Annotated in this window: 10 protein-coding genes and 1 pseudogene; 8 read left to right on the forward strand and 3 right to left on the reverse strand. The window is 62.6% G+C overall.

Annotated elements, in window-relative coordinates:
- Positions 1 to 110 precede the first annotated feature (110 nt).
- Positions 111 to 2,039: an ATP-dependent zinc metalloprotease FtsH gene (gene ftsH, locus X741_RS154410; protein ID WP_013892541.1), complete on the forward strand. Its 1,929-nt coding sequence runs from the start codon at positions 111 to 113 to the stop codon at positions 2,037 to 2,039.
- Between the two features lie 126 nt (positions 2,040 to 2,165).
- On the opposite strand, the gene X741_RS154405 is transcribed toward ftsH, so the two are convergent.
- Both X741_RS154405 and X741_RS154400 read right to left on the reverse strand, forming a co-directional pair.
- Positions 2,166 to 2,621 (reverse strand): hypothetical protein, encoded by a 456-nt coding sequence (locus tag X741_RS154405; protein ID WP_023777670.1) that lies wholly within the window; start codon positions 2,619 to 2,621, stop codon positions 2,166 to 2,168.
- 217 nt (positions 2,622 to 2,838) lie between these two features.
- On the reverse strand, positions 2,839 to 3,699 hold the full coding sequence (locus X741_RS154400; RefSeq protein WP_023777671.1) for a hypothetical protein: 861 nt from the start codon (positions 3,697 to 3,699) through the stop codon (positions 2,839 to 2,841).
- 367 nt (positions 3,700 to 4,066) lie between these two features.
- Between X741_RS154400 and glmM the strand changes: the two genes are divergently transcribed.
- From glmM to serA, 5 genes are all read left to right on the forward strand, one after another.
- Positions 4,067 to 5,419, forward strand: a complete 1,353-nt coding sequence (glmM, locus tag X741_RS154395; RefSeq protein ID WP_023777672.1) for a phosphoglucosamine mutase — start codon at positions 4,067 to 4,069, stop codon at positions 5,417 to 5,419.
- A 240-nt stretch (positions 5,420 to 5,659) separates the two neighbouring features.
- Entirely contained in the window at positions 5,660 to 6,508 is an 849-nt protein-coding gene (locus X741_RS154390; RefSeq protein WP_023777673.1) for an outer membrane protein, read from the forward strand.
- 220 nt (positions 6,509 to 6,728) lie between these two features.
- On the forward strand, positions 6,729 to 7,502 hold the full coding sequence (locus X741_RS154385; RefSeq protein WP_023777674.1) for an outer membrane protein: 774 nt from the start codon (positions 6,729 to 6,731) through the stop codon (positions 7,500 to 7,502).
- 200 nt (positions 7,503 to 7,702) lie between these two features.
- Positions 7,703 to 8,878, forward strand: a complete 1,176-nt coding sequence (locus X741_RS154380; protein ID WP_023777675.1) for a phosphoserine transaminase — start codon at positions 7,703 to 7,705, stop codon at positions 8,876 to 8,878.
- Between the two features lie 58 nt (positions 8,879 to 8,936).
- Complete coding sequence (serA, locus tag X741_RS154375; RefSeq protein ID WP_023777676.1) at positions 8,937 to 10,538, forward strand: phosphoglycerate dehydrogenase; 1,602 nt, start codon at positions 8,937 to 8,939, stop codon at positions 10,536 to 10,538.
- 54 nt (positions 10,539 to 10,592) lie between these two features.
- Here the strand turns inward: serA and X741_RS154370 are convergent, their stop codons facing one another.
- Positions 10,593 to 11,495, reverse strand: coding sequence for a DMT family transporter (locus X741_RS154370; RefSeq protein WP_023777677.1), 903 nt, complete (start codon positions 11,493 to 11,495; stop codon positions 10,593 to 10,595).
- A 211-nt stretch (positions 11,496 to 11,706) separates the two neighbouring features.
- Between X741_RS154370 and X741_RS154365 the strand changes: the two genes are divergently transcribed.
- Together X741_RS154365 and X741_RS154360 are read left to right on the forward strand one after the other, a co-directional pair.
- The gene (locus tag X741_RS154365; RefSeq protein WP_023777678.1) at positions 11,707 to 13,005 is read left to right on the forward strand and encodes an adenylosuccinate synthase; all 1,299 of its coding nucleotides are present in this window, start codon (positions 11,707 to 11,709) and stop codon (positions 13,003 to 13,005) included.
- 76 nt (positions 13,006 to 13,081) lie between these two features.
- A pseudogene (locus X741_RS154360) lies at positions 13,082 to 14,032 on the forward strand (hypothetical protein); the annotation flags it as partial.

Genomic DNA, 14,032 nt, shown 5'->3' on the forward strand with positions numbered 1-14,032 from the left:
GCTTAACCCAGACATGCTGTTCTGCTTGGCAAGGGGGGACGGTCTCCCTATGTTAGGCCCAAGTTTCCTCTCATGATGCTGTCCGCAAGCGGACGCCAACGGGACAATTGATGAATCCGAACTATCGCAACCTCGCGCTCTGGGCGATCATAGCGGTCCTGCTCATCGCCCTGTTCAATCTGTTCCAGACGCCGCAGACGCGCGGGGCTTCGAGCGATGTGCCTTATTCGCAGTTCCTCCAGGATGTCGGGGCCGGCCGGGTCAAGACGGTGACCATCGCGGGTGCCCGCATCACAGGCACCTACACCGACAATTCCAGCGGCTTCCAGACCTATTCACCCGGCGATCCGCAGCTGGTTTCGCGGCTGCAGGACAAGAACGTCACCATCAACGCGCGGCCCGAGACCGACGGCTCCAACTCGCTGTTCGGTTACCTGATCTCCTGGCTGCCAATGATCCTCATTCTCGGCGTCTGGATATTCTTCATGCGCCAGATGCAGTCCGGATCCGGGCGCGCCATGGGTTTTGGCAAGTCGAAGGCCAAGCTTCTGACCGAGGCGCATGGCCGCGTCACCTTCCAGGACGTCGCCGGCGTCGACGAAGCCAAGGAAGATTTGGAAGAGATCGTCGAATTCCTGCGCGATCCGCAGAAGTTCCAGCGCCTCGGCGGCAAGATTCCGCGCGGCGTGCTGCTGGTCGGCCCTCCCGGCACCGGCAAGACGCTGCTTGCCCGCTCGGTCGCCGGCGAAGCCAACGTGCCGTTCTTCACCATTTCAGGCTCGGACTTCGTCGAGATGTTCGTCGGCGTCGGCGCCAGCCGCGTGCGCGACATGTTCGACCAGGCCAAGAAGAATGCGCCCTGCATCATCTTCATCGACGAAATCGACGCTGTCGGCCGCCATCGCGGCGCCGGCCTCGGCGGTGGCAATGACGAGCGCGAGCAGACGCTGAACCAATTGCTGGTCGAGATGGACGGTTTCGAGTCCAACGAAAGCATCATCCTGATTGCCGCCACCAACCGTCCCGACGTGCTCGATCCGGCGCTGTTGCGTCCGGGCCGTTTCGACCGCCAGGTGGTGGTTCCGAATCCCGACATCGTCGGCCGCGAGAAGATCCTCAAGGTGCATGTGCGCAATGTGCCTCTGGCACCCAATGTCGATCTCAAGGTCGTGGCCCGCGGCACGCCCGGCTTTTCCGGCGCCGACCTGATGAACCTCGTCAACGAATCGGCGCTGATGGCGGCGCGGCGCAACAAGCGCCTCGTCACCATGGCCGAGTTCGAGGACGCCAAGGACAAGATCATGATGGGCGCGGAGCGCCGCTCGTCGGCCATGACCCAGGCCGAGAAGGAGCTGACCGCCTATCACGAGGCCGGTCACGCCATCCTGGCGCTCAACGTGCCGTCGGCCGATCCGCTGCACAAGGCCACCATCATCCCGCGCGGCCGCGCGCTCGGCATGGTCATGCAGTTGCCGGAAGGCGACCGCTATTCGATGAGCTACAAATACATGATCTCGCGCCTCGCCATCATGATGGGTGGCCGCGTCGCCGAGGAGTTCAAGTTCGGCAAAGAGAACATCACCTCGGGCGCGTCCTCCGACATCGAGCAGGCGACCAAGCTGGCACGCGCCATGGTCACGCGCTGGGGCTTCTCCGACAAGCTCGGCCATGTCGCCTATGGCGACAACCAGGAGGAAGTCTTCCTCGGCCATTCGGTGGCGCGCACGCAGAACATCTCGGAAGAGACCGCGCAGATCATCGACGCCGAAGTGCGCCGCCTGATCGACGAGGCCTATTCGACGGCGAAGTCCATCCTGACCAAGAAGAAGAAGGAATGGATCGCACTGGCGCAGGGCCTGCTCGAATACGAGACGCTGTCGGGCGACGAGATCAAGCAACTGATCGCGGGCAACAAGCCCGCGCGAGATTTGGGGGATGATACCCCTCCAAGCCGCGGCTCGGCCGTGCCGAAGTCCGGTGGCCGCCGCAAGAAGGGTCCCGAGCCCGAAGGCGGCATGGAGCCGCAGCCGTCAAGCTGAATGCACTGCATATTTGCGATGGAGGCGGAATGATTTCAGGTCGATCGACCTGAAATCATTCGCTTTTCAAGCACCCGTCTGCATTCGCTCAGGCGCTTGGCGCCTCGGGTTTTGCCGCATGGTTTCTCATGATTCAGCTTTCAGCCGCGCATTGCACAGGCTGTAATAGCCGCCGCCCTTCTGGATCCAGCGAAGGCCGTTCAACGTCCCCGCCTCCTTGTTGCCGTGGTAACCCTGCAGGCAGGTTTTCATCCGTGCCTTGGCGGGCTTTTCGGTCTTGAACTCGGCGGCGAGTGTAGTCGGGAATGCGACGCCCGCCGGGGCCACGGTGGGGGCGGACGCCGGACTGGCTTCGTCCTTCGGCTGCTGCGCGGTTTTGGCCGTATCTGCGCTGACACCCTCCGCGAGGGACGCGCATTTCTCCTTACGGAAAGCGGCCCAGTCCATGCCGTTCAGTGTGCCGCCCTCCTTGGCGGTTCGATAGGTTTCGCCGCATTCCTTCATCGTCATTGCGCTTGCAGGGGCGACGCTCCAAGAAACCAATGCCGTCGCGGCCAATACCGCCAATTTCAAACTGGACATAAGACCCTCCTGGTTGATAACAAGTGTGACGTCTTTTTGTATACTGTTTGTTCTTGTTATGTTCAATAGGAATTTTTCGCCAAGAGCACACGAACTGATGAGACCGACAACTCCGTCATGTACAGGAGCGAGCAAGCCGGGGCGCTGTCATGCGCAACAAAAAGCCCGCGAACCTTGCGGCTCGCGGGCCTATATTTTTTCAGAATGCTGCTGGAGATCAGCTCTTCAGCTTGGCATTGCACAGGCTGTAGAAACCGCCGCCCTTCTGGATCCATTTCAGGCCGCCAAGCGCGTTGGCGTCCTTGAGGGTGTAATACTGGTCAAGGCAAGTATGCATGCGGCCCTTTCCGGGGGTCTCGCTGGCATATTTCGGCGAGATCGCGGACGGGAAGGTAACGCCCTTGGGCGCGACCGTCGTCGGCTTTGCCGGCTCCTTGGTGTAGCTCGCCTCGCTGGGGGCAGGCACGGTGTCGTCACCGGAGGCACCGGCACCGCATTCGGCCTTGCGGAAGTCGTTCCACTTCATGCCCTTCAGCGTGTTCGCCGTCTTGGCAGCCTGGTACTTGGTGCTGCACTCGGCCATGCTCAGGCCCTTGCCGCCGTCTGCGGGAGCCGCGGCTGCCTTTGTGGTGGCCGGCTTGGTCGTGTCGGTGGCAGCGGATGCGCCGGCGGCGCACTCGGCCTTGCGGAAGTCGTTCCACTTCATGCCGTTCAGCGTGCCGGCGGACTTCGCCGCCTGGTACTTGGCGCTGCATTCCTTGGCCGTCAGGCCCTTGGCCGTGCTGTCGGCGGCGGCAGCCTTTGCTGCCTTGGCGGGCTTGGTTTCGGTAGCCTTGGTTTCGGCCTTGGTGGTGGCCTTGGTGGTGGCGGCCGGCTTGGTGTCGGTGGTGGCGGCGGCATCGGTGCCGCACTGCGCCTTGCGGAACTGGTTCCAGGTCTGTCCGGAAAGGGTCCCCGCGTCCTTGGCCGCGTTATACTTCGTGCTGCATTCGGCCATCGTCAGTGCGTTGGCTGGCGCGGCCAGGAACAACGTCACGACGGCGAGGCCGGTCAAAGTGGCAAGTCGGTGGATGAGCATAGCGTTTCTCCGTTGCAGCAGCCCATGATACGTCCCTGCGAATCAATAACGCTCAACGGTCGGTTGCGCCAGATGCTAAGTAGCGTATATGCCGCCGAAAGCAGGAGCCTCGCGGCAAGGTGATGAATTGTTCGGACTGTTGGACTTGAGGACAGGATTTTCCAGGTGCATCTACGCTGAAAGGCTAACGTGACTGGTGTATTGCGGCGTGGCAGTCTCAGCAGGTCAGGATGCAATCAGGTTGTGTGCGGTGCACAACAATGATTTTCTAAGGAATGGTAACATATAATCACACAATGTGATCATAGGGCGCGGGCCAATTGTGGCATGACGTGCCGGCTAAGAACAATCAGGGATGCTGGTTAGCATGGCGGGAAATTACTTCGGCACGGACGGCATTCGCGGGCGCGCCAACAAGTTTCCAATGACCGCGGAAATCGCCATGCGGGTCGGCATGGCCGCCGGCCTTTCGTTCCAGCGCGGCAGCCATCGCCATCGTGTCGTTCTGGGCAAGGACACCAGGCTTTCCGGCTACATGATCGAGAACGCCATGGTGGCCGGTCTTTGCGCTGCCGGCATGGATGTGTTCCTGCTCGGCCCTATCCCGACGCCGGCGGTGGCCATGCTGGTGCGGTCGCTGCGGGCCGACATCGGCGTCATGATCTCGGCTTCGCACAACCCCTATTACGACAACGGCATCAAGCTGTTCGGGCCCGATGGCTACAAGCTCTCCGACGAGATCGAGGAGCGCATCGAGAGCATGCTCGACAAGGATATCGAACTGGCACTCGCCGATTCCGACGGGCTGGGCCGGGCCAAGCGCGTCGACGGCGTGCATGACCGCTACATCGAATTCGCCAAGCGCACCTTGCCCCGCTCGATGTCGCTTTCGGGCCTCAGGATCGTCGTCGATTGCGCCAATGGCGCGGCCTACAAGGTGGCGCCCGAGGCATTGTGGGAACTCGGCGCCGAAGTCGTGGCCATCAATGTCGAACCCAACGGCTTCAACATCAACAAGGAATGTGGCTCGACCCATCCGGCGGGGCTGCAGAAGAAGGTGCACGAAGTGCGCGCCGACATCGGCATCGCGCTCGACGGCGACGCCGACCGCGTCGTCATCGTCGATGAAAATGGCGCCATCGTCGACGGCGACCAGATCATGGCGCTGATCGCCGAGTCCTGGCACCAGAGCGGGCGGCTTGCCGGCGGCGGCGTCGTTTCGACGGTCATGTCCAATCTCGGCCTCGAACGCTTCCTCGGCGACATGAAGCTGCAATTGCACCGCACCAAGGTCGGCGACCGCTACGTCGTTGAGCATATGCGCGCGCACGGGCTCAATGTCGGCGGCGAACAGTCGGGCCACATCGTGCTGTCGGATTTCTCGACCACCGGCGACGGTCTCGTCTCGGCCCTGCAGGTGCTGGCCTGCATCAAGCGGCAGGGCAGGCCGGTCAGCGAGCTGTCGAAGAAGTTCGAGCCGGTGCCGCAACTCCTGAAGAATGTCCGCATCGCTGGTGGCAAGCCGCTCGAGGAAGCCCCGGTCAAGGCCGCCATCGAGGATGCCCGTCATCGCCTCGGCAAGGCCGGGCGGCTGGTCATCCGGCCATCGGGCACCGAACCGCTGATCCGTGTCATGGCCGAGGGTGACGATCCGCAACTGGTCGAGGCCGTCGTCAACGACATCGTCGAGGTCATCTCGGAAACCCGCAGCGCCGCCTGATCTCCGGCGCCGAGGCTTCGCCCTGTTTACATCGAAAGCTCGCCCCCTCCGGCGGGCTTTTTTCTTTGGCGGCAGGACCGATCCCGCTCTCGATATTACCCTCGAATGCCTCGGATTTTAGAGATTCGTGGTTAATCGACAGGGTTAAATGCCTTTTAACTTTTGCAATTCATTATCCACGCCTGAAAGCCAATCTTATTCGGACACGATCGCCGTTCCGAGGGTCTAGGGGTGACAAGCATGTTCAATACAGCAAGAAAGGCCCTGTTCGCGTTGCTGTTCGCGGGTCTGGCCTGGCCAGTATTCGCGGCCGACCTGCCGGAGCCGCAGGTCGAAGAGGCACCGCCGCCGGTTTACGAACAACCGGTTGCCGATGTCGGCGGCTGGTATATCCGTGGCGACATCGACTATCACAAGTCGGACGTGCGCGGCATCGACTACACGACCTACACCATCTGTCCCTGTAACGTGGTCACGCCGGGCAGCAACAGTTTCGATTCCGGCAAGCTCAAGGGCGGTTTCTCGCTCGGCGGCGGCGTCGGCTACAAGATCAACGATCACTTCCGCACCGATCTGACCGCTGACTACTGGTTCAAGTCGAACTTCAATGGCAGCACCTCCGGCGTGGACTTGGGTGGCAACCCCACGACCTCAGTCGAAGTGTCGAAGATGAGCGCCTTCCTGCTGCTCGCCAACGCCTATGTCGATATCGGCACCTACCACGGCATTACGCCCTATGTCGGCGCCGGTATCGGCGGCGCGCATGTCAAATGGGACACCGTCTACGACCCGAACACCGCCGAGACCAATCCCGGCTCGTCCAACTGGCGCTTCGCCTATGCCCTTATGGCCGGTGCCTCCTACTGCCTGACCGACAAGATCATCCTCGATGCAGGCTATCGCTTCTCGCATATCCAAGGCGGCCGCATGTTCGAGTGGGATGCAAGCAGCGCCGGTCCTGGCTTCGACCGTGGCATCAACACCCACGAAGTGCGCGGTGGCCTGCGCTACCAGTTCGGCGGCAACAACGGATGCGCCGCACCCGTGGTGGCCTACCAGCCCGAACCCGAGCCGATCTACACCAAGTAACACCTCCGACATCGGAACAATCGCGAACCGCCCGGCTCAGCCGGGCGGTTTTCGTTTGGCGGTCTCGCGCCGGGCGGCCCGGATGAGTTCGCGTTCGAAATCAATCCGCTAACGCTCTGTTAGCCTTAACCCCGACTTAACCACTATGGTTAACAATGCTCCTTGAAACGATGGCAGCCGTCACGATCGCGGACGGGGCCGAATGCGGGAGCCGGGGACCATGACACTCACATCGCGTATGGCGCAGGCGCTTGCCGCGCTCACCCTGTTGCCGCTGACACCAGCCTTGGCCGCCGACTACGATCCTCCGATCTATGTCGACCAGGCGCCCGATTACGTGCCAGTCGAGGTTGGCTCCGGCTGGTACCTGCGCGGCGATGTCTCCTACCTGGTGGAGAAGAGTTTCAAGAACGATGATTTCGCCTTCACGCCCGCCAGCTTCGACGAGAAAGAAGATTCCGTCTTTGCCAGCATCGGCTTCGGTTATCACTTCAACGACTATCTGCGTGCCGACCTCAATCTCGGGTACTTGCCTGGCAACAAGGCCAGCGCCGGTTATGACGATTCGACGATCGTGGCACTACCGGCAACGGCGACGGTGGCATCGGGGTCCCTGAAGAACTATGCCTTCTCGGGCATGCTCAATGGCTATGTCGATCTTGGCACCTATGTCGGGATCACGCCCTATCTCGGCGCCGGTATTGGCGTGGTCCGCAACACGCGCAAGCTCTCGGGAAGCTATTTCACCGACAACAACGACAGCACGGACGACTATGTCTTTAACGACAACAAGACCCAGTATTCCCTGGCCTATACGCTGAATGCGGGTCTCGCATATCAGGTATCCAAGAATGTCGCGGTGGATCTCGGATATCAGTACTTTTCGGCACCAGATGCCGAATATGTGACCGCAGCGAGCCCGACATCGTTTCCGATCCGCAAGGGCATCAGCAATCACCAGGTCAAGCTCGGCCTGAGATACGATCTCTGGTAGACTTGGGGCAGACTAGGATTTTGGCGGCGGATCCTGGGGTCCGCCGTTTGCGTTTGAAATCACGAGATCCTGATCAAGGATCGCCGGTATCCTGCCCGCGACAAAAACTTTCCTCTTGACGCCCGAGGCCTGAACGCATATCGCCGTCCGTGGGCCACCCCTCCCCAACGAGGGGCCACTATCTGGAAGGATAGACCACGATGACGACGCATACGAAGCCCGGACTCCGTCCGGCAAATCCCAATTTTTCCTCAGGTCCCTGCGCAAAACGCCCCGGCTGGTCGGTCGAGGCGCTGAAGCATGCCGCGCTTGGCCGTTCCCATCGCGCCAAGATCGGCAAGACCAAGCTCGAACGAGCAATCGAGCTGACGCGCGAAATCCTCAAGGTCCCGGCGGACTACCGCATCGGCATCGTGCCGGCGTCGGACACCGGCGCTGTCGAGATGGCGCTGTGGTCGCTGCTCGGCGAGCGTGGTGTCGACATGGTCGCCTGGGAAAGCTTTGGCTCCGGCTGGGTCACCGACGTGGTCAAGCAGCTGAAGCTCGCCGACGTGCGCAAGATCGAGGCCGGCTACGGCGAACTGCCTGATCTCACCAAGATCGATTTCGACCGCGACGTGGTCTTCACCTGGAACGGCACCACGTCGGGCGTGCGCGTGCCGAACGGCGATTTCATCCCGGCCGATCGTATGGGCCTCACCATCTGCGACGCCACTTCGGCCGCGTTCGCGCAAAAGCTCGATTTCGAGAAACTCGATGTCGTCACCTTCTCCTGGCAGAAAGTGCTGGGCGGCGAGGGCGCGCACGGCATGCTGATCCTGTCGCCGCGTGCCGTCGCGCGGCTGGAGAGCTACAAGCCTTCATGGCCGCTGCCGAAAATCTTCCGCCTGACCTCGGGCGGCAAGCTGATCGAAGGTATCTTCAAGGGCGAGACCATCAATACGCCGTCGATGCTGTGCGTCGAGGATTACCTCGACGCGCTCAACTGGGCGAAGTCGATCGGCGGCCTCGATGCCCTGGTCGCCAGGGCCGACGCCAATGCCGCGGTGCTCGATCGCTTCGTCGACAAGTCGGCATGGCTTGGCCATCTCGCCAGCCTGCCGGCAACGCGGTCGAACACCTCCGTCTGCCTGTCCTTCACCGATCCCGATGTCGTGGCACTCGATGCCGACGCGCAGGCGGCTTTCGCCAAGGGCCTGGTCTCGGCGCTCGACAAGGAGGGCGTCGCCTACGACATCGGCTCCTATCGCGACGCGCCCCCCGGCCTGCGCATCTGGTGTGGCGCAACGGTCGAGGCTTCGGACCTCGAAGCGCTGCTGCCCTGGCTCGACTGGGCCTTCGCCGCGCAGAAGGCGTCGCTGAAAGCGGCAGCCTGAGATTTCGTGGCGGCCCGCGGGCCGCCATTTCCCGACAATCCATTTCAAGGAGGCCGCCATGGCGCCCCGCGTTCTCGTTTCGGATAAACTCTCCACCACCGCAGTCCAGATCTTCAAGGATCGCGGCATCGAGGTCGACTATCTGCCGGACCTCGGCAAGGACAAGGAAAAGCTGCTCGAGGTGATCGGCCAGTACGATGGGCTTGCCATCCGTTCGGCGACCAAGGTCACCGAAAAGCTGATCAACGCCGCCACCAAACTCAAGGTCGTCGGCCGCGCCGGCATCGGCGTCGACAATGTCGATATCCCTGCGGCCAGCCGCAAGGGCATCATCGTGATGAACACACCCTTCGGCAATTCGATCACGACGGCAGAACATGCCGTCGCGATGATCTTCGCCCTGGCGCGCCAGATCCCGGAAGCCAATGCCTCGACCCATGCCGGTAAATGGGAGAAGAACCGCTTCATGGGCGTCGAGATCACCGGCAAGACGCTGGGTGTCATCGGCTGCGGCAATATCGGTTCGATCGTCGCCACGCGCGGCGTCGGCCTGAAGATGCATGTCATCGCCTTCGACCCGTTCCTGTCGGACAAGCGTGCCGAGGAACTCGGCGTCGACAAGGTGGAACTCGACGAACTTTTCGCTCGCGCGGACTTCATCACGCTGCACACGCCGCTGACCGACAAGACGCGCAACATCATCGATGCCGCTGCAATAGCCAAGATGAAGAACGGCGTGCGCATAATCAACTGCGCCCGCGGCGGGCTGGTCGTCGAGGCCGACCTGATCGCGGCGCTGAAAAGCGGCAAGGTCGCGGGTGCGGGCATCGACGTGTTCGAGGTCGAACCGGCCGAGCAGAACGCCCTGTTCGGCATGGAGAACGTGGTGGCGACGCCGCATCTCGGCGCCTCGACGGCGGAAGCGCAGGAGAACGTCGCGCTGCAGGTCGCCGAACAGATGTCGGACTATCTGATCAAGGGCGCCGTCTCCAACGCCATCAACATGCCGTCGATCACGGCGGAGGAAGCGCCGCGGCTGAAGCCTTTCGTCAAGCTGGCGGAAGTGCTCGGCGCCTTTGTCGGCCAGGTCACCGAGGATCCGATCAAGGAGGTCGAGATCCTGTTCGACGGTTCGACCGCGACGATGAACACGCGCGCGCTGATCAGTGCCGCACTTGCCGGCCTGATCCGGCCGCAGGTCTCGGACGTCAACATGGTGTCGGCGCCGATCATGGTGAAGGAGCGCGGCATCATCGTCGCGGAGGTCAAGCGCGACAAGTCGGGCGTGTTCGACGGCTATATCAAGCTGACCGTCACGACCGAGCACAGGACGCGCTCGATCGCCGGCACCTGCTTCTCCGACGGCAAGCCGCGCTTCATCCAGATCAAAGGCATCAATCTCGATGCAGAGGTCGGCCAGCACATGCTCTACACGACCAATGCCGACGCGCCCGGCATCATCGGCCTGCTTGGCACGGTGTGCGGCGAGAACGACGTCAACATCGCCAACTTCCAGCTCGGCCGTAACCGGCCGGGCGGCGACGCCATCGCGCTGCTTTATCTGGACGCACCGTTCCCGGAAAAGGTGCTGGAACAGGTGCGGGCACACAAGTCGATCGATTCGGCCAAGCGGCTGCAGTTCGACGTGGGCGGGGTGTAGACACCGCGACCTTGCACTCAGCCTCGAAAGGCGCGGCGTGGTCGCGCCTTTCGTTCAGACTGGCGGCAAATTTGCCGTCTTTCGCCCGCTGTATTCGGCGAGCGCGATGCCGCCAAGCACGAGCACGAGTGCCAGCGCCTGATAGAGTTGGAACGTCTCGCCGACGATCACGACCGAGAGCAGCGTGCCGAAGATCGGCACCAGGTTGATAAACAGGCCGGCGCGGTTGGCGCCGATCAGTTCGTTGCCCCTGATGTAGGTTATCTGCGAGATGACCGAGGCGCCGATCGCGGTGTAGACGATGACCGTCCAGCCGCGCGCATCGGGCACGATGACCTTGCCGGCGGCGACCTCCCACAGGAAGAAGGGCAGCGAGGTGATGAGCGCGGCGACCGCCAGGGACAGCATCAGGCTCTGCCAACGCATCACTGGCTTCATCCGCAGCCCGACCGAATAGCCGCTGTAGAGGACGACCGCCACCAGCATGATAGCGTCGCCGAAATTGAGTTCCAATGTGAGCAGCCGGCGCGGATCGCCATGGCAGGCAGTCAGGACTACGCCGAAGATGGTCAGCACCACGCCGGCAATCTGCGCCCAGCTCACACGCAAGCGGAAGAAGATGAAATTGGCGACGATGATCAAGACCGGCATCGCCGCCTGTTCGATCGAGACATTGATCGCCGTCGTGTAGTTGAGCGCGGTGTAGAAAATGGTGTTGAACAAGGTGAAGCCGCTGGCCCCAAGTGCGGCCAGTACGAACCAGTTCCTGCGCACGACAGGCCAGTCTTCCTGGATCATGCGCCAGCCGATCGGCAGCAGGATCGCCACCGCCAGCACCCAGCGCAGGAAGACCAGCGTCATCGGCGAGACGTGATCGACCGCCAGCTTGCCGGCCACCGAATTGCCACCCCACAGCAGCGTGGTGAGCAGCAGGAATATGTAAGCGCTTCGATGCATCGCGGGATTCCGGCCGTGGGGATGACCACGGTGTTTGCCGGCCTATTGCCCCCGTCAGCCCAAGTAAATGATGTCAAAGCCGAAAATTGTTGTGCCTCAGGGCATTTTCGGCGGCAAAGAAAGGTCGCACTCGCGAGGTCTTGACGCTATAGAGGCCTGTCGTTTCGAACCAAATCCAAGCCGCTCGGCGGCGTCTCAAGGGAAAAGAAACATGGCCAATGTGGTGGTCGTCGGCTCGCAGTGGGGCGACGAAGGCAAGGGCAAGATCGTCGACTGGCTGTCGGAGCGCGCCGATGTCGTGGTGCGTTTCCAGGGCGGCCACAATGCCGGCCACACGCTGGTCGTCGACGGCAAGGTCTACAAGCTGTCGCTGTTGCCGTCCGGCGTCGTGCGGCAAGGCAAGCTGTCCATCATCGGCAATGGCGTGGTCTTCGATCCGCATGCTTTCGTGGCCGAAGTGGCGAAGCTCAAGGCGCAGGGCGTCGAAGTGACGCCTGACCGCCTGAAAATAGCCGAAAACACGGCGCTTATCCTGTCACTGCACCGGGAGCTGGACGGATTCCGCGAGGATGCCGCCACCAATTCCGGAACGAAGATTGGCACGACCCGCCGTGGCATCGGCCCCGCCTACGAGGACAAGGTGGGTCGGCGCGCGGTTCGGGTGATGGATCTGGCGGATTTGGAAACGCTTCCCTTGAAGGTCGACAGGCTGCTGACGCACCACAATGCGCTGCGTCGCGGGCTTGGCCATGCCGAAGTCACGCATGATGCGATCATGACGGAATTGACCTCGGTCGCCGACGAGATCCTGCCCTATATGGACCGGGTCTGGAAGATACTCGACGACAAGCGCCGCGCCGGCGAGCGCATCCTGTTCGAGGGCGCGCAAGGCACGCTGCTCGACATCGACCACGGCACCTATCCCTTCGTCACCTCGTCGAACACGGTCGCCGGGCAGGCCGCCGCCGGCGCGGGCGTCGGTCCGGGCGCCATCGGCTATGTGCTCGGCATCACCAAGGCCTACACGACACGCGTCGGCGAGGGACCGTTCCCGACCGAGCAGAAGAACGAGATCGGCGAGTTTCTAGGCACGCGCGGCCACGAATTCGGCGTCGTCACCGGGCGCAAGCGCCGCTGCGGCTGGTTCGACGCGGTGCTGGTGCGCCAGGCGGTCGCCGTCAACGGCATCAAGGGCATCGCGCTGACCAAGCTCGACGTGCTCGACGGGCTGGATGAGATCAAGGTCTGCACCGGCTACCTCCTCGACGGCGAGGCGATCGACTATCTGCCGGCGAGCCAGGGCGCGCAGGCCCGTGTCGAACCGGTCTACGAGACGCTGGAGGGGTGGAAAGGCACCACCGCCGGGGCACGCAGCTGGAACGACCTTCCGGCCCAGGCCGTCAAATATGTCCGATACATCGAGGAGCTCATCGGCGCACCGGTCGCGCTCCTCTCCACCAGTCCGGAACGGGACGATACGATACTTGTGACCGATCCGTTTCAAGACTAGTTTCTGAAGCCTTTCCGGGCATTGCGGCTGATTTGCGGGGGCCGGCGCGGAAGCAAAAATACAGGTCGACTGAAGCATGGCAGATTTCGTTGCTGTTCTGAAGAAAACGATAGACAACCTCAGCGATCAGTCGCCGGAGATGCGGGCGAGGGTCTATGACAAGGCCCGCTCGACGATCGCAGCCAAGATTGCCCTGCGCGATCCGCCGCTGTCGCCGTCGGATGCCGCCAAGCAGAAGCGCGGTCTGGAAGATGCTATCTCCAGTGTCGAGCGCGACTACACCAAGAGCGTGCCGGAGACGGATCCGCTCGCCGAGCTGGAAAACATCTTTTCCTCCATCGACCGCAACAAGAACCAGCCGAACCATACACGCCAGCCGGCGAATGCGGGGCCGTCGTGGCCAGCGCCCGCAGCGGCGCCCACTGCAAAACCGGAACCCTACCGGCCCGCGCCGCCGCCCGCCGCCAAGCCCGAGCCAAGCTGGCCGAAGCCCGCGTCGGTGCAGCCGGCATCCTTCAATCTGGCTGACAAGAACCTGCCAGGCATGGACGCGGACCAGGAAGACGACCAGCCGGATGTCCTTCCCAATGATGACGAGCCGGCCACGGCCGACACCTTCCAGCGTTTGCGTCCCGCCGAGCGCAAGCGCAGCTATGGCGGGCTGATTGCCGCCGTCGTCGCCCTGCTGGTTGTTGCCGGCGGCGGCTATGGCATCTGGCTGAACAAGGATGCCTTCGGCAAGATGCTGGGCCTGGACGGCAGCAAGGTTGCCAAGACCGAACCGGTGAAACCGGCGCCGGCCAAGCCTGCGACCGACGCGGCGACGCCGCCGGCGGCAGGCGCCGAAGCGACGAAATTCACGCAGCGGCTGACACCTGAAGGCGGCGAAACCGATCCCGGCCCGGCCGGTGGGCAAAGCGGCATAGGCGAGGGCGAATCCGTCGCCGCGTTGACGACGCCGCCAACGGCAACGAACGCGCCGGTCAATGCGCCTACGCCCGCCGCCACGCCTGCCCCCGCCGCGACC

Source organism: Mesorhizobium sp. LNHC221B00, assembly GCF_000502935.1.
GTDB lineage: Bacteria > Pseudomonadota > Alphaproteobacteria > Rhizobiales > Rhizobiaceae > Mesorhizobium > Mesorhizobium opportunistum.

Bases quoted from the DNA above. Each gene is read 5' to 3' on its own strand.
- X741_RS154365 (WP_023777678.1), top strand. From the start codon at position 11,707: ATGGCCAATGTGGTGGTCGTCGGCTCGCAGTGGGGCGACGAAGGCAAG.
- serA (WP_023777676.1), top strand. From the start codon at position 8,937: ATGGCGCCCCGCGTTCTCGTTTCGGATAAACTCTCCACCACCGCAGTC.
- X741_RS154405 (WP_023777670.1), bottom strand. From the start codon at position 2,621: ATGTCCAGTTTGAAATTGGCGGTATTGGCCGCGACGGCATTGGTTTCT.
- X741_RS154385 (WP_023777674.1), top strand. From the start codon at position 6,729: ATGACACTCACATCGCGTATGGCGCAGGCGCTTGCCGCGCTCACCCTG.
- X741_RS154400 (WP_023777671.1), bottom strand. From the start codon at position 3,699: ATGCTCATCCACCGACTTGCCACTTTGACCGGCCTCGCCGTCGTGACG.
- ftsH (WP_013892541.1), top strand. From the start codon at position 111: ATGAATCCGAACTATCGCAACCTCGCGCTCTGGGCGATCATAGCGGTC.
- glmM (WP_023777672.1), top strand. From the start codon at position 4,067: ATGGCGGGAAATTACTTCGGCACGGACGGCATTCGCGGGCGCGCCAAC.
- X741_RS154380 (WP_023777675.1), top strand. From the start codon at position 7,703: ATGACGACGCATACGAAGCCCGGACTCCGTCCGGCAAATCCCAATTTT.
- X741_RS154370 (WP_023777677.1), bottom strand. From the start codon at position 11,495: ATGCATCGAAGCGCTTACATATTCCTGCTGCTCACCACGCTGCTGTGG.
- X741_RS154390 (WP_023777673.1), top strand. From the start codon at position 5,660: ATGTTCAATACAGCAAGAAAGGCCCTGTTCGCGTTGCTGTTCGCGGGT.